Source organism: Oribacterium sp. oral taxon 078 str. F0262 (genome assembly GCF_000160135.1).
GTDB lineage: Bacteria > Bacillota > Clostridia > Lachnospirales > Lachnospiraceae > Oribacterium.
Map to the genome: position 1 here is coordinate 147,578 of NZ_GG729934.1, position 22,003 is coordinate 169,580.

The window sequence follows — 22,003 nt, forward strand, 5'->3', positions numbered from 1 at the left end:
CGGATCGGCAGAAGGGGCGGAGGAGGCTTTCTCGGCTTAGCTCGCTTTTAAGAGGGCGCTTTCTGAGAGGAAAGCGCCCTTTATCGCGCTTCGAATGTGGATTTCCGCCCGGAATGCTTGCGCTATCCGGCGTTTCGTTTTATGATAGACAAAATTTCCACATGTCCTGGCCGCCCTGCTGCGGCGGAAGAGATCATGAATCGGGAGGAGCGAAAGTGGCGGATACAGAAGAGAAAAGGCCCGCGGAGAGCGCGGCGGAATCCAGAAATTTTATCGAGCAGGAGATCGACAGGGATCTGAGGGAGGGAAGATACCATGAGGTGAAGACCCGCTTCCCCCCGGAGCCAAACGGCTACCTCCATATCGGACACGCGAAGTCCATCCTTTTGAACTACGGGATCGCGGAAAAATACGGGGGGAGCTTCAATCTCCGCTTTGACGACACCAATCCGACGAAGGAAAAGACGGAGTTTGTGGATTCCATCCGCCGGGATGTCGAGTGGCTGGGGGCGGATTTCGGAGACCGCCTCTTCTTTGCCTCCGATTATTTTGACATTATGTATGAGAAGGCGCTCCTTCTGATCCGAAAGGGGAAGGCCTTTGTCGATGAGCTCAGCGCGGAGGAGATCCGGGAGTACCGCGGGGATCTCCACCATCCCGGCCGAGAGAGCCCCTTCCGGGACCGCCCGGCGGAGGAGAGCCTCCGCCTCTTTGAGGCGATGCGGGACGGAAGCTTCCGGGACGGGGAGCGCACGCTCCGCGCAAAGATCGATATGGCGAGCTCCAATATCAATATGAGGGATCCGGTTCTCTACCGGGTGGCGCATAAAAGCCATCACAATACCGGGGACAAATGGTGCATCTATCCGATGTACGACTTCGCGCATCCGATCGAGGATGCCGTGGAGGGGATCACGCATTCGCTCTGCACCCTGGAATTTGAGGACCACCGGCCGCTCTACGACTGGGTCGTGAGAGAGTGTGAATTCGCGGAGCCGCCGCGGCAGATCGAATTCGCGAAGCTCTACCTCACAAATGTCGTCACGGGGAAGCGCTACATCAAGAAGCTGGTGGAGGACGGAGTGGTGGATGGCTGGGATGATCCCCGGCTTGTGACCATCGCGGCGCTCAGGAGGAGGGGCTATACACCGGAGAGCCTGAAGCGCTTCATAGAGCTCTCCGGCATTTCCAAGGCGAATTCCTCCTGCGACTTCTCTCTCCTCGAGTACTGCATCCGGGAGGATCTGAAGGAGAAGCGCCCGAGACTCATGGCGGTGCTGGATCCCGTAAAGCTTGTGATCGATAATTATCCGAAGGGGCAGAGCGAGCTTCTCACGATTCCGAACAATCTGGAGAATGAAGCGCTCGGGAGCCGGGAGCTCAGCTTTTCCGGGGAGCTTTGGATCGAGAGAGAGGATTTCATGATCGAGCCCCCGAAGAAGTACAAAAGGCTCTATCCGGGCAATGAGGTCCGCCTCATGGGGGCCTACTTCGTGCGCTGCACCGGATATGAGACCGATGCCTCGGGGAAGGTCACGCTCATCCACGCAAGCTATGATCCAAAGACCAAGTCCGGCAGCGGCTTCGAGGGGCGGAAGGTCAAGGGCACGATCCATTGGCTGGACGCAAAGAGCGCGGAGAGAGCGGAGGTCCGTCTCTATGAGCAGCTGATCGATGAGGAGAAGGGAAAGCTCAACGAGGACGGAAGTCTGAATTTCAACAGGAACTCCCTGACGGTGCTGAAGGATTCTTATGTGGAACCCGCTCTCAAAAGAGCGAAGCCCTCTGAGAGCTTCCAGTTTGTGCGAAACGGCTATTTCTGCGTGGACTGCAGGGATTCCTCGGAGGGAAATCCCGTATTTAACCGGATCGTCTCCCTGAAGTCGAGCTTCCGGCTTCCAAAGGGCGAAGAGAGATAAATAGGACGCCGCAATATTGCGGCGTCCACAGCGATGGATAGGGACCGCTTTTTCGGATTCTGAAGAGCGGTTCGAGGATTGGATTCATACGGAGGAGAAGAGATGGGAAAGAAAAGAGGCCTGGGGGGACTTTTGAGCGCGGCGGCGCTGCTTGGCGCCGGAGCGGCGATCGCATCGTATTTTTATAAATATCAGAAATTTTCCGATGAGGTCGATCAGGATTTCACGGATGTCGTGGGCTCCGCCTCGGAGGTGAAGGAATCCGCAAAGCGCTCCTACACCGTACTCAAAAATTCAAAGAATTCCGAGGATCTGAAGGCGGCGGCGCGGGATCTTGGCTATGCGGCGAAGAATCTCGCCATTGATACGAAAAACCTCGCGGTGGACGCCGGAAAGGACGCCTACCGACAGGTGAGAGAGGCGCTGGACAGCCGTTTCTCCGGTGCCAAGAAGGAGGCGGAGGATGTGGAATCCGATGATTCTCCGCTGGAGGAGCCCGAGATAGAGGTGGAATTCTACCACGCGGGAGGACCGGCTGAGACCGCGCTTTCTGCCTCTTCCCATCAGGCCGCGGAGCGTCCTGACGCGCTTTCCGCCTCTTCCCATCAGACAGCGGGCGTCTCCGTTTCTTCCCATCAGGCGGAGGGCGTCTCCGCCGGGGCTTTTGCTTCGGCGAATCCTGCGGACAGTGTCCCTGCAAGGCCATCTGTTTCGACGGATCCTGCGGTCGGCGTTTCCGCCGGCATTTCTTCCCCCGCAAATCCTGCGGATCGGGTAAATCCCGCAGCGGGGCTTTCCCCGGCATCTTCTGCTCCTTCGGACGGGGCAGAGCGAAGCGACAGAGAAAAGGAGAGTGCGGATTGATGGAGAAGATCACGAGCTTTACGGTGAATCACCTGCTCCTTGAGCCGGGAGTCTATGTCTCCAGGATAGACCGCGTGGGGACAGAGAGCGTCACGAGCTTTGATCTTCGCTTCACTTCTCCGAATCGAGAGCCGGTCATGAATACCGCCCCGGTGCACGCGATCGAGCATCTCGCGGCGACCTTTCTCCGAAATAATCCGGAGTGGAAGGATCGGGTGCTCTATTTCGGCCCGATGGGCTGCCGGACCGGCTTCTACCTTCTTCTTCTGGGAGAGCATCACCCTGAGGAGATCCTTCCCCTTTTGAAGCGCTGCTGCCGTTTCATCCTGGACTTTTCGGGGGAGATCCCCGGTGCGAGACCGAGAGACTGCGGAAACTACAGCGATATGAATCTCGATATGGCGAAGTGGTGGGCGGGGCGTTACCTCAGAGAGACGCTGGAGCGGATCGATGAGGCGCACATGAATTACCCGGATTAGGAGGAAAGAATGGCGGCAGAGATCAACAAACACTACCTGGAGCTGAAGGAGAGCTATCTTTTCTCGGAGATCGCAAGGCGCATCCGGGAATGGCAGGCGGAAAACCCGGACAGAGCGGGAGAACTCATCCGCATGGGGATCGGGGATGTCACCCGCCCCCTTCCCGGGGCCGTTGTGGACGCGATGATTCACGCTGCCTCCGAGATGGGAAGGGCGGAGAGCTTCCGCGGCTACGGACCGGAACAGGGCTATGACTTTCTGCGGGAAAAGATCCGGGGATATTATGAGGGCTTCGGTGTAAGCCTCAAGGAGCAGGAGATCTTCATCTCCGACGGGGCGAAATCAGACCTTGGAAACATCCTGGACATCATGGGGGAGAAGAGCAGAGTCCTCGTGACCGATCCGGTCTATCCGGTCTATGTCGATACCAATGTCATGGCGGGACACAGCATCCGCTATGCCCTGTCCGGAGAGGAGAACGACTTCCTGCCGATGCCGAGGGAGGACTATGCCGCGGACCTCATCTATCTCTGTTCTCCCAACAATCCCACCGGCGCGGTCTACGACAGGGCGCAGCTTTCCGCCTGGGTGGACTTCGCGCGAGAGAGAGGATCCATCATCCTCTTTGACTCCGCCTACGAGTGCTTCGTCACGGGGGATCTCCCCCACTCTGTCTATGAGATCGAGGGCGCAAAGGAGGCCGCGATCGAATTTTGCAGCTTCTCGAAGAAGGCGGGCTTTACGGGCACAAGATGCGGCTATACCGTCGTCCCCGAGGAGCTCAAGCGGGATAATGTGATGCTGAACCGGCTTTGGCTCAGGAGGCAGACGACGAAATTCAACGGCGTGTGCTACATCGTGCAAAGGGGCGCAGAGGCGGTCTTCAGCGAGGAAGGAAAGAAGCAGATCGAGGAGAATATTTCCTACTACCGGGAGAATGCCAGGATCATAACGGAGACCCTGGACCGGCTCGGAATCTATTATACCGGAGGGAAAAACTCCCCCTATGTCTGGATGAAAGCTCCTTTTGGCCTCTCCTCCTGGGATTTCTTCGACAGACTCTTAAATGAGTGCCGCGTCGTCGGGACGCCGGGGGAGGGATTCGGGAAAAGCGGAGAAGGATATTTCCGCCTGACGGCCTTCTCCACGAAGGAAAATACCAAAGAGGCGATGCGGCGGATGGAAACGCTTTTCCGCTGAGACGACCTCGGATAGGGGCGTTTCGATCTTCCGTTTGCCCGTCCAACGCCGGGCGGACAAACGGCAGAAAAGGCGGCATAGTAAATAGCGAAAAAAGGCGTCAGAAAACAGCCTCTAACCGAACTTGGCTGCAGAGGGGAAGCATCCCCTCAGTTTTTTCCGCATCCGTTTTTGGAAGAAAGCTGCCGCTTTGGGCTCAGACAATGCCATAAGGCATTGAGGATTTTTTACTTTATACCATAAGCGATAAGCAATAAAAAGAATAATAAAGGGAAGACGCCTGCTTTTCCTCGACCCTGAACATTTTCCTGAGCGCTGTTCTATAAAAAGAGATTCTTCCAAAACGGGATGGGACGGAAGATATGAGATGAAACGGATCGATAAAGGAAGGGAAGGGGAGCTCAGTCCGGGAGCTCGAATTCCATCTTAACCGTCGTATTCACAAGGTCAAGAGCGGTCTGAATCTTTCTCAGCTCGTCGGAAATCCTCCTGTAGTCCTCCTTCGCCTTTTCTACGGAATAGTTCGTATAGGAATAGTCGATGACGGTGCTGCTGCCGATGCCGCCGATCGAGCTTCTCTGCTTCGGAAGGCGGTTCTGCATGGGATACAGTCTGTTTCGCATTTCCGTGAGCTGCGGGATATAAACCAGCACCTGGTCAATCGTCATCCCGCTGTCCCCGACCATGTGAGAGCTGTTAAAGCAGTTGACGGCGTGCTTTAGGATCCGGATCTTCCGGTCATAGCTTTCCAGGATGCTCTGCGTTTCCTCGTAGTTATATGCGGGGCGGACGGATTCGATGTCTTCTCCGAGAGAAGCATTGAATACCGAGCTCTGCCGCTCATTGGAGAGGACGAGATTCTTTTCCTCCAGAAGCTTTTTCAGAATCTTTGACGCTTCCGCCGATGTGACAAGATATTTCATGCTGTCTCCCTCCTCTACCCCTGAAGCGGTCCGCCCGAAATCCTTCCTCTGTTCAAAGCGGCCGGAACGAGGATTCCTCCCCGTTTTTCGCCTGTTCGGAAGATTCGGAACGCGAAAGCTTTCGCACAGTCTTTCGGGGATTCTCCCGGGAAAAACAGAGCAGCGTGGGCTTTCCCGCGCTGCTCCTCCCCCCATTCGATCAATCCGTCCTATCCCGGGATCCGTTTTCCTTATGGAAGCTGCCTGAAGCTGCGCTTCAGAACTGCGAACTGCGCAGCTTCCCCGTCTTTTTCCCTGAGCTTAGCCTACCCAGACGCCGTTTCCGTCGACGTGGTAGTTGTCCGGAGTGAGCTTATTCATATAGAGAGAGCCGACAGGCTGAGAGGAAGCACGCTGCACGGCAAAATAGTACCACTCATAGTTGATTCTCTGCCAGCCGGTCAGCATCACACCGTTTGCGCCGATGTAGTACCACTGATGCTGGCTCACGACCCAGCCCTTCCACAGTCCTCCGGACTCGTCGTTCGCGAAGGACCAGGATCCGTCTCTGTTCTGAATCCAGTGTCCGTTCGTCTCAGCGGTCATCGTCGAGGAGCCGCCGAAGCCCTGAGCGAGCCCCTTGGGACTTTCAGCGAAGGCCGGAACTACACTGGCCGCCGTCATCATTGCCGCAAGCATCATCACAAGGATCTTTTTTTTCATAATAGGATAGCCTCCATTTCTCGTGGTCTCTGAATGCCGTAATTCCGCATCAGGGCGGAATCCTGCCTTCTGCAACAATTTCATTATACCCGATTTTCTCAGATAGACAATATGCGATTCGTTTACGAAAGATTACAAAAACACAGAAAGTTCATACTTTGTTAGCACTCAGAGCTTGACACTGCTAATAGAAGGGGCTATAATAGCGCTTGTTCTGAAAAAGATTCCAAGCAATGCGGCTTTCGGCTGCGCATTGTGAGAAGGGATGCTGGAATATAAGAGGAGGTTTGTTATGAAGCTGGTTCCGTTGTTTGACAGGGTTGTGCTGGAGAAGGAGAAGATGGAGGAGACCACGAAGAGCGGGATCGTGCTCCCCGGTCAGGACGATAAGGAGAAGCCGGGCCAGGCGGTGGTCATCGCGGTCGGCCCGGGCGGAGTGATCGATGGGAAGGAAGTAAAGATGCAGGTCAAGGAAGGACAGCATGTCATCTTTTCCAAGTACGCGGGCTCCGAGGTGGAGATCGAGGGCAGGAAGTACACCGTCGTGAAGCAGAGCGATATTCTTGCGGTAGTGGAATAAGCTTTGCACGGCGCTTAGCTTAGCTGCCGGGAGCACTTCCTTTAAGAATAAATCAGCATTTTCGAAGAGAAAATCCCCGGAAAAGACAGTCAGGGACAGAAAAAGATAGAGGAAAGACAGAAGAAGAGACAGAAGACAGGAGGATATCAATATGGCTAAGGAACTCAAGTACGGCGTAGAGGCTCGTAAGGCTTTGGAAGCCGGAGTCGATGCGGTTGCAGATACCGTGAAGGTCACGCTGGGACCCAAGGGCAGAAATGTAGTTTTGGACAAGAGCTACGGCTCCCCGCTCATCACAAACGACGGCGTTTCCATCGCGAAGGAGATCGACCTGAAGGATCCCTATGAGAACATGGGCGCACAGCTTGTGCGGGAGGTCGCGTCGAAGACCAATGATGTGGCGGGAGACGGAACCACGACGGCGACTGTGCTTGCGCAGGCGATCGTCTCCGAGGGCATGAAGAATATCGAAGCCGGCGCGAATCCGATCATCCTCAGAAAGGGCATCCGGAAGGCCGTAGATGCCGCGGTGGAGTCCATCAAGAAGCAGTCCTCCAAGGTGAAGGGCAAGGACCAGATCGCGAAGGTCGCCGGGATTTCCGCCGGAGATCCGGAGGTCGGAGAGATGGTCGCGGACGCGATGGAGAAGGTCTCGAAGGACGGCGTCATCACGGTGGAGGAATCCAAGACCATGCAGACCGAGCTCGACCTCGTGGAGGGCATGGAGTTTGACAGAGGCTATGTCAGCGCCTACATGTCCACCGATATGGAGAAGATGGAGGCGGTCCTCGAGGATCCGTACATCCTTATCACGGATAAGAAGATCTCGAACATCCAGGATATCCTTCCGCTTCTCGAGCAGGTCGTGAAGAGCGGCGCGAGACTTCTGCTCATTGCGGAGGACATCGAGGGAGAGGCTCTCACGACACTCATCGTGAACAAGCTCAGAGGCACCTTCAATGTCGTAGCGGTCAAGGCGCCGGGCTACGGTGACAGAAGGAAGGAAATGCTCAAGGATATCGCGGTTCTGACCGGCGGACAGGTGATCTCCGAGGAGCTCGGACTGGAGTTAAAGGACGCATCGATCGAGCAGTGCGGCCGCGCGAAGTCCGTGAAGGTGACGAAGGAGAAGACCACGATCATCGAGGGACTCGGAAAGAAGAAGGAGATCAGCGACAGAATCGCTCAGATCAGAGCGCAGATCGAGAGCACGAGCTCCGACTTCGACAAGGAAAAGCTCCAGGAGAGACTCGCGAAGCTCGCGGGCGGCGTCGCGGTGATCCGTGTCGGCGCGGCGACGGAGACCGAGATGAAGGAAGCGAAGCTTCGGATGGAGGATGCCCTGAACGCGACGAGAGCCGCGGTGGAGGAGGGCGTCATCGCGGGAGGCGGATCCGCCTACATTCATGCACAGCCCTCCGTCGAGAAGCTGGTCAATACTCTGGACGGCGATGAGAAGACCGGAGCCAGGATCGTGCTCCGCGCTCTGGAGTCCCCGCTGTTCACGATCGCGGACAATGCCGGAGTGGAAGGCGCTGTCGTCGTGAACAAGGTGAAGGAGGCGAAGGAGGGCATCGGCTATGATGCCTATCGAGAGGAGTATGTGGATATGATGGAGGCCGGCATCCTGGATCCGGCGAAAGTCGCAAGGACGGCCCTCCAGAATGCGGCGTCTGTCGCGGCCTCTCTCCTCACGACAGAGGCTGTCGTCGCCGACATCAAGGAGCCCGCGGCGGCTCCCGCCATGCCGGCCGGAGGAATGGGCGGCATGATGTAAGGCCTGCCTTTTAGGCCGCCGGGTGCAGCGAAAGCGTTCCAAAGAGAAGAAGGGCCTCCCGAACGGGAGGCCGGCGGAAGTCTCAGGCTCAGGCAGGAAACTTCGCCAAACGCTGCATCCATCAGTCAGGGCTTAAAAAAAGAGGGAGAGCGGGCAGTCGAAAAGGACGGCTGTCTGCTCCCCTTCTTTTTGCCGTATACCGGGGGAAGACGCTTTGTATCAGATAAGTATTAAAGCCATGGAGGATTCCGCTTTGTTCCGTTCCGTTTCGTGTCTTTCCAGGCTTTGACTTTTGCGCTTTGAGATTTTTAATGGGGGGATGGGTGCCGGGCCGGGACTTCAAGGGGGCTTCCCTTTGTAAAGAAAAGCAGGACGCGGAGGATGCGGGGAAGGGGATTGCTTCTTGCGCGTGCTCCGGCAAAAGGGTATACTGATAGCAGTATCGGAGAGGAGAGAAAAGGGCGATGGATAATTATGTGGAGCATCTAGTAAAGCGGAGAGATCCGGGCTATTTTGCGATCCTGAAGGTCTTTCTGATCGCCCTGGATCTTCTTTTTTTTCTTCTCTTTTTCCGCTTTCCGCCGGTCTTTCTCCTCCTTCTTTTGTCAGCTGCCGCGACCTATTTCGTCTTTCTCCACGCCCACGTGGAGTATGAGTACCTTTATATCGGCGGAAGCCTCACGGTGGACAAGATTTTGAACAAAAGCAGCAGGAAGAAGATTCTGGAGACCGGTGCGCCGGAGCTTCTGCTCATTGCGCCGAAGCGTTCGGACGCCGCAAGGGATGCGCTGCCCTCCGGGGAGAGGGCGGTGGATCTGTCCGGAGACGGAGAAGAGGAGAGGAAGTATCTCTACCTCTATCAGAAGGAGGGGAAAAAACGGGCTGTCTATCTCGATATGACGGAGGAGCTTCTCCGGGAGATGAGGATGCACAGTCCGTCAAAGCTCAGGAGGGGATAGCTGCCGATCTTTAGGAAAGGCGGGCGATGGAGAAGGGAGAAGGAAAAGATGGCGAAAATCATCGGGGATGGCATCACGTTTGACGACGTTTTACTGGTTCCGCAATACTCTGAGATCGTTCCGTACGAGGCGGATCTTTCCACAAGGCTCACGGATACGATCCGCCTGAATATTCCCTTTCTTTCCGCGGGGATGGACACGGTGACGGAGCATCAGATGGCGATCGCCATGGCGCGCTGCGGGGGGATCGGCATTATCCATAAAAACATGACGATCGAAGAGCAGGCGGAGGAGGTCGACATGGTGAAGCGCTCGGAGAACGGCGTCATCACGGACCCCTTCTTTCTGAGCCCGGAGCACAGCCTTAAGGATGCCAATGAACTCATGGCGAAGTTCAGGATCTCCGGCGTGCCGATCACGGTGGGACACAGGCTCGTCGGAATCATCACAAACCGGGATCTCGTCTTCGAGGAGGATTACAGCAGACCGATCCGGGACTGCATGACCTCGGAGAATCTGGTCACGGCGAGGGAAGGGACGACGCTGGAGGAGGCGAAGGCGATCCTTGCGAAGGCAAAGGTGGAGAAGCTCCCGATCGTGGATGCGGAGGGAAACCTGAAGGGCCTCATCACGATCAAGGACATCGAAAAGCAGATGAAGTACCCGGACGCGGCGAAGGATTCCCAGGGAAGACTGCTCTGCGGCGCGGCGCTCGGCATCACGGAGGATATTCTGGAGAGAGCGGCGGAGCTTGTGAAGGCCCATGTCGATGTCGTGGTTCTGGACTCCGCCCACGGTCATTCCGCAAATGTCATAAGGTGCATCGGACTTTTGAAGGAGAAATTCCCGGATCTTCCCCTTATCGCGGGCAATGTGGCCACCGGAGAGGGGACGGAGGCTTTGATCCGGGCCGGTGCGGACTGCGTGAAGGTGGGGATCGGCCCCGGCTCCATCTGCACAACGAGAGTGGTGGCGGGGATCGGAGTTCCGCAGATCACTGCGATCATGGACTCCTTCGAGGTCGCGGAGCGCTACGGCATCCCGCTGATTGCGGACGGCGGCATCCAGTATTCCGGAGACGTGGTGAAGGCGCTCGCGGCCGGGGGCTCCACCGTCATGATGGGCTCGGTATTTGCGGGCTGCGATGAGGCGCCGGGAGAGTTCGAGCTCTACCAGGGAAGAAAATACAAGGTCTACCGCGGCATGGGCTCCATGGGCGCGATGAGACAGAAAAACGGTTCCTCGGACCGCTATTTCCAGGCCGGAGCGAGAAAGCTCGTACCGGAGGGGGTCGAGGGAAGAGTCGCCTATAAGGGAAAGGCGGAGGACACCATCTTCCAGTTCCTGGGGGGACTGAGGGCCGGCATGGGCTACTGCGGAGCGGAAAATATCCGGGCACTGCAGACGGAGTCCCACTTCATAAGGATTTCCGCCGCTTCCCTGAAGGAATCCCATCCCCACGATATTCAGATCACGAAGGAGGCGCCGAACTACTCCTCGGATGGAATCTAGGCTCTCGGAGAAGAATAGACCCTCTTTTGCCCCGGGATCCGGAGAACGAAGCGATTTTTCCGGATCCCTTATGCGCCTGGGGGCGGGAGAGGACAGGGCGAAGGAGATCAACCGGCGGAGAGGGCGGAGAGGACTGCGGCGGAGAGAAGCGCGCATCAGAGGACGCCGCCGTTCGCGGGACAGGGAAGTGCAGCGGGGAAAGGAGCCTGAGCAGTGATCGAAGGATTTTTCAGGGCGGCCGTCGGTACGCCGGAGGTCCGGGTGGCAGATCCCGACTGGAATCGGGAGAGAATCGCGGAGCTTTGCCGCGAGGCGGCGGAGAAGGGGGCGGGCCTTCTGGTGCTCCCGGAGCTTTGCCTCACGGGCTATACGGCGGGAGACCTCTTTTTGCAGTCAGAGCTTCAGGAGGGCGCTCTTCGGGCGCTCTCCTGGCTTCTTTCTAAGACGAGAGAGCTTCCGCTTCTCATCGTCCTGGGACTGCCCCTATCCTTCTCGGGAAAGCTCTACAACAGCGCCGCCGTTCTCCATCGGGGGCGTGTGCTCGGGTTTGTCCCGAAGAAGAACCTTCCGAATTATTCGGAGTTTTATGAAAGACGATGGTTCAGCCCTGCGGAAGACGGGATTTTCGAGTATCTCTACCGGGATCCTCTGACGAAGGACTGCTGCTCCCTTCCCTTTGGCATGAGGCTTCTCTTCCAGGCGGAGGACCTTCCGGATTTCTGCCTTGCCCTTGAGCTCTGCGAGGACCTTTGGGTCCCGAATCCCCCTTCGACGGAGCACGCCGCTGCGGGAGCCTATCTCATCGCAAACTGCTCCGCCTCCGATGAGACGGTCGGGAAGGCGGATTACCGAAGAGAGCTGCTCCGCTCTGCGAGCGCGAGGATCTGCGCGGCCTATCTCTATGCCAATGCGGGAGAGGGGGAGTCCACGCAGGATCTTGTCTTCGGCGGGCAGAGCATGATCGCGGAGAATGGAAGCATCCTTGCGGAGAGCCGGAGATTTACGACGGGGCTCACGATCTCGGAGATCGACCTCGAGAGGATCCGGCAGGAAAGGACGAGGCTTGGAACCTATCCGGCGCCGCGCGCGGAGGGCTACCGGAGGATTCCCTTCCGCTTCTTCGAGGGAGGCCGTCCCTCCTTCCTTTCGGGGAGCTCCTTTTCCGGGGGTTCCGGGGAAGATGGAAGTCTTTTCCGCCGGATCGATCCTCACCCCTTCGTCCCCTCCTCCGGGGAGGAGAGAGCGAGGCGCTGCGAGGAGATCCTGAGCATCCAGGCCCTCGGCCTCAAGAAAAGACTCTCTCATATCGGGACGAAACAGGCCGTGCTCGGAATCAGCGGCGGTCTCGATTCCACTCTGGCCCTCCTCGTCACGGCCCGCGCCTTCGATCTTTTGAAAATCCCGAGAGAGAACATTCTCTCTGTCACAATGCCCGCCTTTGGCACGACGAAACGCACGCTGGACAATGCGAGAAGGCTCACAGAGGCGATCGGCGCCACTCTTCGGGAGATCGACATCCGCCTCTCTGTGGAGCAGCATTTCCGGGATATCGGGCACGATGCAAAGAAGCGGGATGTCGTCTATGAAAATGCGCAGGCGAGGGAGAGGACGCAGGTCCTCATGGATCTTTCGAATGCCTGCGGCGGCATTGTCGTAGGCACGGGGGATTTAAGCGAGCTGGCGCTCGGCTATGCGACCTACAACGGCGACCATATGTCGATGTACGCGGTCAATGCGGGGGTTCCGAAGACCCTGGTCCGGCACCTCGTCCGCTATATCGCCGATATAGAGAAGAGGGGGGCGCTTTCCGAAACGCTCCTGGATATCCTGGATACTCCGGTCTCCCCCGAGCTCCTTCCGCCCTCCGGGGAAACGATTTCCCAGAAAACGGAGGAACTGGTAGGCCCCTATGAGCTCCACGACTTCTTCCTCTATCAGATCCTTCGCTTTGGCTTCCGCCCGAAAAAGGTCTATGAGCTCGCCCTCTCGGCTTTTTATGCGGGAGACAGCGGAACAAAGCCGCAGTATGAGAGGGAGGAGATCCTTTTTTGGCTGAAAAGCTTTTACCGCCGCTTCTTCTCCCAGCAGTTTAAGAGAAGCTGCCTCCCGGACGGACCGAAGGTCGGCTCCGTCTCCGTCTCTCCGAGAGGGGATCTCAGGATGCCGAGCGACGCGAGCGCTGCCCTCTGGCTCTCAGAGCTCGAAAAGCTTTGATTCCGGCTGCCTTCCTCGTACTTTTGGATCAGTCCCGTTAAGCGGCCCAGGGCGAAGGAGCCCGCCTATGTGAAATCGCGGAACACCGGGCCCTGTCCGGGAAATACTCCTCCGGATAAGTGCATCTTCATCTTAATTTAATTTATTAGAGGTGGAAAAAGCGGCGGGGCGAAAGAGCGGCAGAGCCACTTTTTACGCTCTGTCTGCGGAATTCGAATCCCATCGGCGCAGCGAGAGCATCTTGCTAAAAATAGTAATCTTTGTTATAATTAGTTGCTCTCCGCGGATTTTTCGGGGAGATTTCGGCTGTTTCCGCATTATGGAGAGTGGATGAGAATTACATCTTTTTCAAACCGGATGATCCGGGAGGTCCGGGAGCTTTTGCAGAAGCCGAGAGCGCGGCAGAAAGCCGGACTCTTTGTCTCGGAGGGAGAGAGGCTCTGCCGGGAGATCCCGAAAGATTTGGTCGAGAGAGTCTTCCTCTCCGATTCCTACCGGGGATCCCTTCCGGCGGGATTTCGCCCGAAGGACCATACTCTGATCCGCGTGCCGGATGAGCTCATGGCCCATATCTCCGATACGAAGCACAGCCAGGGGATCCTTGTCCTGGTCCGCATGCTGCCGGAGCGGGTCCTCTCCGGGGATTTTTTCCTGCTTCTGGAATCCCTGCAGGATCCCGGGAATCTCGGCACTATTTTCCGCCTCGCGGAGGCGGCGGGGGTGAACGGGATCTACATGAGCTCGGACTGCGCGGACATCTACTCTCCGAAGCTTGTCCGCTCCACGATGGGATCTCTCTACCGCCTTCCCTTTCGGATCGTTCCGGATCTCAAGGAGACGATAGCGGAGCTGAAAAAGAAGGGCGTCCGCTGCTTTGCGTCGCATCTCCTCGGAGAGAAGGCGCACTATGACTGTGATTTTCGTTCACCGACGGCCTTTCTCATCGGAAATGAGGGCAGGGGGCTGAGTCCGGAGCTTTCGGAGGCTGCGGATATTCGTCTCCGGATCCCCATGAAGGGAGGAGTGGAGTCCCTGAACGCGGCCGCGGCTGCGGCGATCCTGTCCTATGAGACTCTCAGACAGCGGGAGAAACAGGAGAACTAGGCGGAAAAAGGAGGGTACATGCTTAAGCTATCTGGCAGAGATTTTCTGAAGCTTTTGGATTTCACGGCGGAGGAGATCCGCTATCTTCTGGACCTCGCAAAGAGGCTGAAGGCGGAGAAAAAGGCCGCCCGCAGCGATGGAAGGCCCATACACGGGGTCAGCTTTCAGGGAAAGAATATCGCCCTCATTTTCGAAAAGAACTCCACCAGGACCCGCTGCGCCTTCGAGGTTGCGGCGCGGGATCTGAACCTCGGGACTACCTTCCTGAGTCCGGAGGGCTCTCAGATCGGAAAAAAGGAGAGCATCGAAGATACAGCGCGGGTTCTGAGCCGCATGTATGACGGCATAGAGTACCGGGGATTCGAACAGGCGAAGGTAGAAGAGCTCGCCCGCTTCTCCTCGGTCCCGGTATGGAACGGATTGAGCAATGAATTTCATCCCACGCAGCTTCTGGCGGATCTCCTCACCATCGAGGAGCATATCGGGAGGCTCAAGGGGCTCAGGCTCTCTTATCTCGGGGATGCCCGCTATAACATGGGGAATTCCTATATGGTTGCCTGCGCGAAGATGGGGATGCACTACACGGCCTGCTGCCCGGAGGAGTATTTCCCGGATATCGAGCTTGTGAAGCAATGCCAGAGTATCGCGGAGGAGAGCGGGGGCTCGATCTCTCTCTCGGAATCCGTCGAGAAGGGCTGCCGAAATGCGGATGTGATCGCGACCGATGTCTGGGTATCCATGGGAGAGCCCGCGGAGCTTTGGCAGAAGAGAATCTACGACCTCATGCCCTACCAGGTCAATGAGAAGGCCTTCTCCTATGCGAAGCCGGAGGCGATCTTTCTCCACTGCCTGCCCTCCTTCCACAATACCAGGACGGAAATCGGCGCGGAGATCTATGAAAAGTACGGGATCTCGGAGATGGAGGTGACGGACCGGATCTTTGAATCGGAGCGCTCCGTGGTCTTTGACGAAGCGGAGAACCGCATGCATACCATTAAAGCGGTCGTTTACGCGACGCTCGGAGGAATCTGATGCAGCAGCTTCACAGCGGCTCGAGAGGAAGCGGAAGAAAGCTGGACATCATCCATATTGTACTGGGGATCCTGATCCTCGTCATGGCGGCGCTGGCATTTCTCGACCCCGAACAGAACATGATGCTCTTCCCGCTCATCTTCCTGACAGCGGCGCTTCTCCGACTGATCAGCGCGGGCTATACCATCATACAGCTTCCCCACGAAAAAAAACGAAGAGCCCGCATCGCATTCGACATCATCACCGGAATACTGCTGCTTCTCCTCACCGCCATATCCGCTGTGGAGATATGGCGATAAAAGCCGCAAGTGCAGAAATCCCCCCTCTCTCCCGCGCGGGGCGCACAGCGGACCGAAGCGGGAGAGAGGGGGGATTTCTATAGGGCGGCCGCCCGGCAGCGAGGCGAAGCGTCGAAGACGCGGAGCGGAGCTGGCGCACTTGCGGCTTTAGGGATCACCCTTCCGCGCGGCGCAAAGAAGCTGCCCGGCAGCGAGGCGGAGCGTCGAAGACGCGAAGCGGAGCTGGTGCACTTGCGGCTTTGAGGAAATACCCTTCCGCGCGGCGCAAAGAAGCCGCCCGACAGCGAGGCGAAGCGTCGAAGACGCGAAGCGGAGCTGGCGCACTTGCGGCTTTGAGGAAATGCCCTCCTATGCGGGGGAAGCGGCCATATCATAAATTACTTTTTCGAAAGAGAGAGGAGTGGGGGAAATCTTGGAGAGGGAAGAATTACTGAAAAAAATAGAGAAGATCTGCGTAAAGGCGAGGGCGAACAAAAATGCCATCGACATGAGCGAGATCCTGGAATCCTTTCGACAGTCGGGGCTCAGCGAGGAGCAGATGGACAACGTGGTCCGCCTGATCGAAAACAGAAAGATAGAGATCAACCCGGTGGTGGATGAGGCCGCGATCAAGGATCTGGAGGCCGGAAAGGCGAAGGCTTCCCCGGATGATGAGCTTCTTCCCCTCGATGATGAAAGCTTTCTGAAGGAGGAGAGCGAGGAGATCGATCTCGACGCGGTAGATCTTCTGGAGGGCATCGGCACAGAGGACCCGGTCCGCATGTACTTAAAGGAGATCGGCACGGTCTCCCTTCTCAGCGCAGAGGAGGAGTATGCCCTTGCGATCCGGAAGCAGCAGGGAGACGAGGCGGCGAAGCAGAGACTCATCGAAGCGAATCTGCGCCTCGTGGTATCCATCGCAAAGCGCTATACGGGCCGCGGGATGAGCTTTCTGGACCTCGTGCAGGAGGGGAATCTCGGCCTCATCAAGGGAGTCGAGAAGTTCGACCCGGAAAAGGGCTTCAAGCTCTCCACCTATGCCACCTGGTGGATCCGGCAGTCCGTGACGAGGGCGCTGGCGGACCAGGCGAGGACGATCCGCGTGCCGGTCCACATGGTGGAGACCATCAATAAGATGTCAAAGATGCAGAGGAAGCTCACGCTGGAGCTCGGCTACGAGCCCTCTGTAAAGGAGCTGGCGGAGCATCTCGACATGAGCGAGGACAAGGTCCAGGAAATCATGCAGATCGCGAGAGAGCCGGCCTCTTTGGAGACGCCGATCGGAGAGGAGGACGACTCCAACCTCGGAGACTTCGTCGCGGACGCCAATGTTCTCACGCCGGAGAGCAATGTCGAGGCCGTCATGCTCCGGGAGCACATCGACTCGCTCCTCGGGGACCTAAAGGAGCGGGAGCGGCAGGTCATTGTCCTCCGTTTCGGCCTGGAGGACGGACATCCCAGGACGCTGGAGGAGGTCGGGAAGGAATTCAATGTCACGAGGGAAAGGATCCGGCAGATCGAGGCGAAGGCACTCCGGAAGCTGAGAAATCCTGTCCGCTCCAAGCGAATCCGGGACTTCCTCACATGAGGCGAAACGGAGAGCCCTCCTGCGCGGGGGCGAAGGAGAATTTTCAGAAGCGTCTCGACCGCATTCTGGAGGAGATCTCGGAAAAGGGGGAGCGGAAGAGGCTCCTTCTCCACGCCTGCTGTGCCCCCTGCTCCAGCGCCGTCCTCGAGTACCTGAGCCGTTACTTTCAGATCACGATTCTCTTCTATAATCCGAATATCGAGACAGAAGAGGAATACCTCCGCCGGGCGGGGGAGCTGAAGAGGCTGCTTTTGGAGATGGGACTTTCTGAGATTCGGCTCCTGCTCTCTTCCTACCGGCATGAGGAATTTCTCGCGGTATCCAGAGGGCTCGAGCGGGAGCCCGAGCGGGGAAAGCGCTGTCGGGAGTGCTTTCGCCTCCGCCTGGAAAAGACGGCGGAGGAGGAGAGACGCCTGGAGCTTCAGGGAGAGCACTTCGACTACTTCTGTACGACGCTCTCCCTCTCTCCCCTGAAGGATGCCGCTCTTCTGAACCGTCTCGGGACGGAAATCGCGGAGAGACAGGGCCTCCATTACCTGCCTTCTGATTTCAAGAAGGGAAACCGCTTTCTGCGGAGTGTCCAGCTCTCGAAGGAATATTCCCTCTATCGGCAGGACTACTGCGGCTGCGAGTTCTCCCGGGAGGAGGCCATGAGAAGGAGGGCTCCCTCCGTTTCCTGAGCCTTTCTTGACAAAGAACTTTCCGCGAAGTATCATGAAAAAAAGTCCAGAAAGAGGGAACGGTATGGTAAGCAAAGAAGTGAAAGTCGTCAATGAATCGGGGCTTCATTTACGGCCCGCCGGGGTTTTGACGCAGACCTGCATTCGTTTTAAGAGTAATATCATCCTGCATTACGGGGAGAGAAATATCGTCGGGAAATCTGTTCTTAATGTGATGGCGGCCGGGGTGAAGAGAGGCGCGGTCCTCACGGTGGAATGCACGGGACCGGACGAGGCGGAGGCGCTCGATGCGGTTTGTCATGCGATTGAGACGGGGCTTGGCGAGGGGATCGCGGAGGAAAACGGCGGACCGGCCTCTTCATAAAATTCTCATAAAAGAAAGGATGAGAAAGGACTCCTCGGGAAAAAGAAGAGAGGGTGATTCTCCGGAATAAAGAAGAGAAAAGATTCTCCGAGATCATAAAACATCAAAGAGGGCAGGAGCCGGGATCGTATCCGAAGCTCCTGCTCTTTCTATTTCATTTGTTTTCCTTCTCCTGCTCTTTCCCTTTGCCCTCAGGGGTCCTATGCCCCCTTTCATGCTCCCTTTAGATTACAACTACAACAATTTAAGTGCTGTTCTTAAAGTCTTATGCCCTATCTGCGCTCCCTGAGAGACAGCACCCAAGCGGGAAGCCGATGAGGATGAGATCCGACTGCTTTCCGGAAGGATCTATAAGAGAGCCTCCACTGCCCGGACGGCGTCATTTATGGGGCTGAGATCGATGGATTCCACCGCACCGCAGTCCATGTATTCGGCATTTTTCGGATCGAGGGGGAGCTTTGCGAGAAGGCGGAGCCCCTCCCTCTCTGCGGCTTCCTCAATATGACTTTCTCCAAAGACCTGGATTTTCTCACCGCAGTGCGGACAGAGAAGATAGGACATATTTTCGATCAGACCGAGGATCGGGATATTCATCTTCTTTGCCATATTGACCGCCTTTGTGACGATCATGGAGACCAGCTCCTGGGGAGAGCTCACGATGATGATCCCGTCCAGCGGAAGGGACTGAAAGACAGTGAGCGGCACATCTCCGGTCCCCGGCGGCATATCCACGAAGAGGAAATCGATCTCCTTCCAGAGCACCTCCTCCCAGAACTGCTTCACCGCGCCTGCGATCATGGCGCCCCTCCAGATCACGGGATCCGTCTCATTTTCGAGGAGAAGATTCGTGGAAATGATCTCCACGCCGTTTGCACTCCGGTCCGGGAGCATCAGCTTCCCGTCCTCCGAGATGCCGATGCCGTCGTTTGCGATGCCGAAGGCCTTAGGGATGGAGGGGCCGGTGATATCCGCATCGATGATGCCGGTCCGAAAGCCGTCCCGATTGGTCCCGCAGGCAAGAAGAGAGGTGACGGTAGACTTCCCGACCCCTCCCTTCCCGGATACGACGCCGATCAGCTTTTTTACGCTGCTCCCGGGGGCCAGTTTCGATTTGGGAATCCCCCCCTGCCGGGAGGGACAATTACTTCCGCAGGAGCTGCAGTCGGAACTGCAGCCCGAAGGATTCTCTTGCTCGCTCATTTTTGCTCCTTTCCTTTTTTCTCTGTGCCCTTATTCTCCTCCAAGATACTGAGGAAGGCATCCAGAGATTTTGAGCGGTTTGCCTCGCTGTAGATAAAGCCGATATTTCTGCTCGGAATCTCCCTTTCCAGAGGAAGCTCCGAGAGCTGGGAGCTTCGAAGCTCCTCCGCCACGAACTCCTTTATGACGCAGGAGACTCCGATGCCGACCTTCGCGAATTCGATGAGAAGATCCATCGTACTGACTTCCAGTACCTGCTGGGGCTCTCTCTGGATGGATTTAAAATACTCATCGACATGCCGCCTGGACATATTGTGTTCATCGAGGAGGAGGATATTGGCCTCCCGGAAGATATCCGGCTCTCCCTCGGAAATCTCCCTGAGATTTTCGAGATACTGCGGGGTCGCGACAAAGATGTCATGGATCCTTCTCGGGGAGCAGAGACAGAGCCCGGGATGCTTTCCCTTCGGCTCCGCCGTAATCCCAAGATCCAGCTTCCGCGCCTCCAAAAGGGAGAGTGTGCGGCCGGAATCCTGCGTGACGATGGAGACTCGGATATTCGGAAATCTCTTTATGAATTTCCGGAGATAGGGGAGGAGGACATAGCGGCACATGGTTGTGCTCGCCCCGAGCCGGAGATGACCGATATTTAAGTCCTTCATCCTCCGAAGCTCAAGCTCTGCCTCTCCGATCGCTCCGAATGCCTCCTCTATATGCCGGTAGAGAACCTCCCCCTCGTCGGTCAGAGTGACGCCCCGGGAGTTTCTCTTAAAAAGCTTGGTGTCCAGACCCTCCTCCAGCTTTACGATGGATTTCGAGATGGCGGGCTGGGAGATGTAGAGTCTCTTTGCGGCTCTCGAAATGTTCCCGTTTTTCGCCACCTCATAGAAGATCCGGTAGGCGGACAGGTTTTGCTCTGTCATTGCTCTGCCCCCTTTCTGCCGAAATGTCTGCGCCGAAATCATAATTTAAATTCATGTTAAACATTATAAACATATATTGGGATTATAGCAATAGGACTGTTAGCATGGAATTGTACGCCTTGGGATAATGGAAAAGCAAATGCATTCCGAGCGCGGATCGCTCTTCGCATCCCGCTTGGACGCCTTGCCTCTTAAGGACAGGATGCGCTCGCTCCGGCTGTCCTGTCGCCTGGCGCATAGGGGATCTTGAAGGAGTGGACTGCAAAACGCCGGGGGCGGAGGGGAAGACGGGAAAAAGCTCCGGAGCTTTGGAAAACCGCGGCGCTATCCGATGCGCCTGCAAATACGGGATTCCTTTTCCGATCAGCGGGGAGAGGAAACGTATCGGAGGAGCTTTGCATGAACTGTGAGGGGAGTTTTATATGGGAATGACGATGAGCCAGAAGATTCTGGCGGCGCATGCAGGTCTCGATGAGGTCTTGGCGGGGCAGCTGATCGAGGCGAATATCGATCTGGTCCACGGGAATGATATTACGTCTCCTCTTGCGATTCGGGAGATGAAAAAGCTGAGAAAGAAGACGGTCTTCGATCGGGATAAGGTCGTCCTCGTAATGGATCATTTCGTCCCGAACAAGGACATCGTCTCCGCAAAGTGCACTCAGATCTGCCGGAACTTCGCGGCGGAGCAGGAGCTCTCTCATTATTTCGATGTGGGGAATATGGGGATTGAGCATGCTTTGATTCCGGAGCAGGGACTCATCACCGCCGGAGAGCTTTCGGTCGGGGCGGACTCCCACACCTGCACCTACGGGGCGCTCGGCGCTTTCTCGACCGGAGTCGGCTCCACGGACATGGCGGCGGCCATGGCGACCGGAAAGCTCTGGTTCAAGGTGCCCGCTGCGATCCGGGTCAGGCTCGAGGGAAAGCTCTCTCCCCATGTCAGCGGAAAGGATCTGATCCTCCACCTTATCGGGGAGATCGGCGTGGACGGCGCGCGCTATGAGTCTCTGGAATTTTGCGGCGAGGGCGTCTCCTCTCTGAGCATGGACGATCGCTTCACGATCTGCAATATGGCGATCGAGGCGGGAGCGAAGAACGGGATCTTTCCGGTGGACGAGAGGACGCTGAGATACATCCGGGAGCACGGAAACCGAAGCTTTCAAAGCTTTGAGGCGGATCCGGACGCGCGCTATGAGAGGGAGATCCTCCTGGATCTTTCGAAGCTTCGGCCGACAGTTGCCTTTCCGCATCTTCCGGAGAATACGAAGGAGATCGGGAGCTTCCCGCCGATTTCCATCGACCAGGTCGTCATCGGCTCCTGCACCAACGGCCGTCTCCAGGATATCCGAGAGGCAGGCGAGATCCTGAAAGGGCGGAAGGTCGCGAAAAATGTGCGCTGCATCGTGATCCCCGCGACGCAGAGGATCTATCTGGAGGCGCTGGAGGAGGGCTGGATCAAGGCCTTCATCGAAGCGGGGGCAGTCGTATCCACACCGACCTGCGGCCCCTGCCTCGGCGGCTATATGGGGATACTGGCCCCGGGGGAGCGCTGCCTCTCCACGACGAACCGAAACTTCATCGGACGCATGGGAGATACAAGCTCGGAGGTCTATCTGGCCTCCCCGGCTGTCGCCGCGGCCTCCGCTGTCACGGGGCGGATCTCCTCTCCGGATGAGCTTTCGGGCTGACTTAGAGGAAATAAAAG

The 22,003-nt window shown here is 57.0% G+C and carries 20 protein-coding genes; 16 read left to right on the plus strand and 4 right to left on the minus strand.

The window, feature by feature from the left end; all coding sequences use genetic code 11:
* The first annotated feature begins 161 nt into the window (after positions 1–161).
* The 4 genes from GCWU000341_RS04440 (at position 162) to GCWU000341_RS04455 (ending at position 4,462) form a co-directional block, all read left to right on the plus strand.
* On the plus strand, positions 162–1,919 hold the full coding sequence (locus tag GCWU000341_RS04440; protein WP_050761913.1) for a glutamine--tRNA ligase/YqeY domain fusion protein: 1,758 nt from the start codon (positions 162–164) through the stop codon (positions 1,917–1,919).
* Positions 1,920–2,021: 102 nt separating this feature from the next.
* Complete coding sequence (locus GCWU000341_RS13740) at positions 2,022–2,783, plus strand: hypothetical protein (RefSeq protein WP_009214582.1); 762 nt, start codon at positions 2,022–2,024, stop codon at positions 2,781–2,783.
* Complete coding sequence (locus GCWU000341_RS04450; protein WP_009214583.1) at positions 2,783–3,262, plus strand: S-ribosylhomocysteine lyase; 480 nt, start codon at positions 2,783–2,785, stop codon at positions 3,260–3,262. The genes GCWU000341_RS13740 and GCWU000341_RS04450 overlap by 1 nt, the downstream gene beginning before the upstream one ends.
* Before the next feature lie 9 nt (positions 3,263–3,271).
* Complete coding sequence (locus tag GCWU000341_RS04455) at positions 3,272–4,462, plus strand: LL-diaminopimelate aminotransferase (protein ID WP_009214584.1); 1,191 nt, start codon at positions 3,272–3,274, stop codon at positions 4,460–4,462.
* Between the two features lie 401 nt (positions 4,463–4,863).
* Here the strand turns inward: GCWU000341_RS04455 and GCWU000341_RS04460 are convergent, their stop codons facing one another.
* Positions 4,864–5,385, minus strand: a complete 522-nt coding sequence (locus GCWU000341_RS04460; RefSeq protein WP_009214586.1) for a hypothetical protein — start codon at positions 5,383–5,385, stop codon at positions 4,864–4,866.
* Positions 5,386–5,685: 300 nt separating this feature from the next.
* Entirely contained in the window at positions 5,686–6,087 is a 402-nt protein-coding gene (locus GCWU000341_RS04465; RefSeq protein ID WP_036598546.1) for a choline-binding protein, read from the minus strand.
* A 292-nt stretch (positions 6,088–6,379) separates the two neighbouring features.
* Between GCWU000341_RS04465 and GCWU000341_RS04470 the strand changes: the two genes are divergently transcribed.
* From GCWU000341_RS04470 to GCWU000341_RS04525, 11 genes are all read left to right on the plus strand, one after another.
* Positions 6,380–6,667 carry a co-chaperone GroES gene (locus tag GCWU000341_RS04470; protein WP_036598549.1) on the plus strand — a complete coding sequence of 96 codons (288 nt, stop codon included), beginning with the start codon at positions 6,380–6,382 and terminating at the stop codon, positions 6,665–6,667.
* A 151-nt stretch (positions 6,668–6,818) separates the two neighbouring features.
* Complete coding sequence (gene groL / locus GCWU000341_RS04475) at positions 6,819–8,444, plus strand: chaperonin GroEL (RefSeq protein WP_009214589.1); 1,626 nt, start codon at positions 6,819–6,821, stop codon at positions 8,442–8,444.
* 464 nt (positions 8,445–8,908) lie between these two features.
* Entirely contained in the window at positions 8,909–9,403 is a 495-nt protein-coding gene (locus GCWU000341_RS04480) for a DUF6106 family protein (RefSeq protein WP_009214591.1), read from the plus strand.
* A 48-nt stretch (positions 9,404–9,451) separates the two neighbouring features.
* The gene (gene guaB / locus GCWU000341_RS04485; RefSeq protein ID WP_009214592.1) at positions 9,452–10,915 is read left to right on the plus strand and encodes an IMP dehydrogenase; all 1,464 of its coding nucleotides are present in this window, start codon (positions 9,452–9,454) and stop codon (positions 10,913–10,915) included.
* Positions 10,916–11,128: 213 nt separating this feature from the next.
* Positions 11,129–13,129: an NAD(+) synthase gene (locus GCWU000341_RS04495; protein WP_009214594.1), complete on the plus strand. Its 2,001-nt coding sequence runs from the start codon at positions 11,129–11,131 to the stop codon at positions 13,127–13,129.
* 330 nt (positions 13,130–13,459) lie between these two features.
* Entirely contained in the window at positions 13,460–14,233 is a 774-nt protein-coding gene (locus tag GCWU000341_RS04500; RefSeq protein ID WP_040653440.1) for a TrmH family RNA methyltransferase, read from the plus strand.
* A gap of 18 nt (positions 14,234–14,251) precedes the next feature.
* Positions 14,252–15,265, plus strand: coding sequence for an ornithine carbamoyltransferase (gene argF, locus GCWU000341_RS04505; protein WP_009214597.1), 1,014 nt, complete (start codon positions 14,252–14,254; stop codon positions 15,263–15,265).
* Positions 15,265–15,564 carry a DUF6637 family protein gene (locus tag GCWU000341_RS04510; RefSeq protein WP_009214598.1) on the plus strand — a complete coding sequence of 100 codons (300 nt, stop codon included), beginning with the start codon at positions 15,265–15,267 and terminating at the stop codon, positions 15,562–15,564. Before argF ends, GCWU000341_RS04510 begins: the two co-directional genes overlap by 1 nt.
* A gap of 412 nt (positions 15,565–15,976) precedes the next feature.
* Positions 15,977–17,131 carry an RNA polymerase sigma factor RpoD gene (rpoD, locus tag GCWU000341_RS04515; protein WP_036598608.1) on the plus strand — a complete coding sequence of 385 codons (1,155 nt, stop codon included), beginning with the start codon at positions 15,977–15,979 and terminating at the stop codon, positions 17,129–17,131.
* Entirely contained in the window at positions 17,128–17,811 is a 684-nt protein-coding gene (locus GCWU000341_RS04520) for an epoxyqueuosine reductase QueH (RefSeq protein ID WP_009214602.1), read from the plus strand. The genes rpoD and GCWU000341_RS04520 overlap by 4 nt, the downstream gene beginning before the upstream one ends.
* A 64-nt stretch (positions 17,812–17,875) precedes the next feature.
* Positions 17,876–18,175, plus strand: a complete 300-nt coding sequence (locus GCWU000341_RS04525; protein ID WP_036598554.1) for an HPr family phosphocarrier protein — start codon at positions 17,876–17,878, stop codon at positions 18,173–18,175.
* A gap of 348 nt (positions 18,176–18,523) precedes the next feature.
* Here the strand turns inward: GCWU000341_RS04525 and GCWU000341_RS04530 are convergent, their stop codons facing one another.
* Both GCWU000341_RS04530 and GCWU000341_RS04535 read right to left on the minus strand, forming a co-directional pair.
* Positions 18,524–19,375, minus strand: a complete 852-nt coding sequence (locus GCWU000341_RS04530) for an Mrp/NBP35 family ATP-binding protein (protein WP_009214605.1) — start codon at positions 19,373–19,375, stop codon at positions 18,524–18,526.
* Positions 19,372–20,298: a LysR family transcriptional regulator gene (locus GCWU000341_RS04535; protein ID WP_040653442.1), complete on the minus strand. Its 927-nt coding sequence runs from the start codon at positions 20,296–20,298 to the stop codon at positions 19,372–19,374. Before GCWU000341_RS04535 ends, GCWU000341_RS04530 begins: the two co-directional genes overlap by 4 nt.
* A gap of 422 nt (positions 20,299–20,720) precedes the next feature.
* Between GCWU000341_RS04535 and leuC the strand changes: the two genes are divergently transcribed.
* Positions 20,721–21,986, plus strand: a complete 1,266-nt coding sequence (gene leuC, locus GCWU000341_RS04540) for a 3-isopropylmalate dehydratase large subunit (protein WP_009214608.1) — start codon at positions 20,721–20,723, stop codon at positions 21,984–21,986.
* The last annotated feature ends 17 nt before the right edge of the window (positions 21,987–22,003 follow it).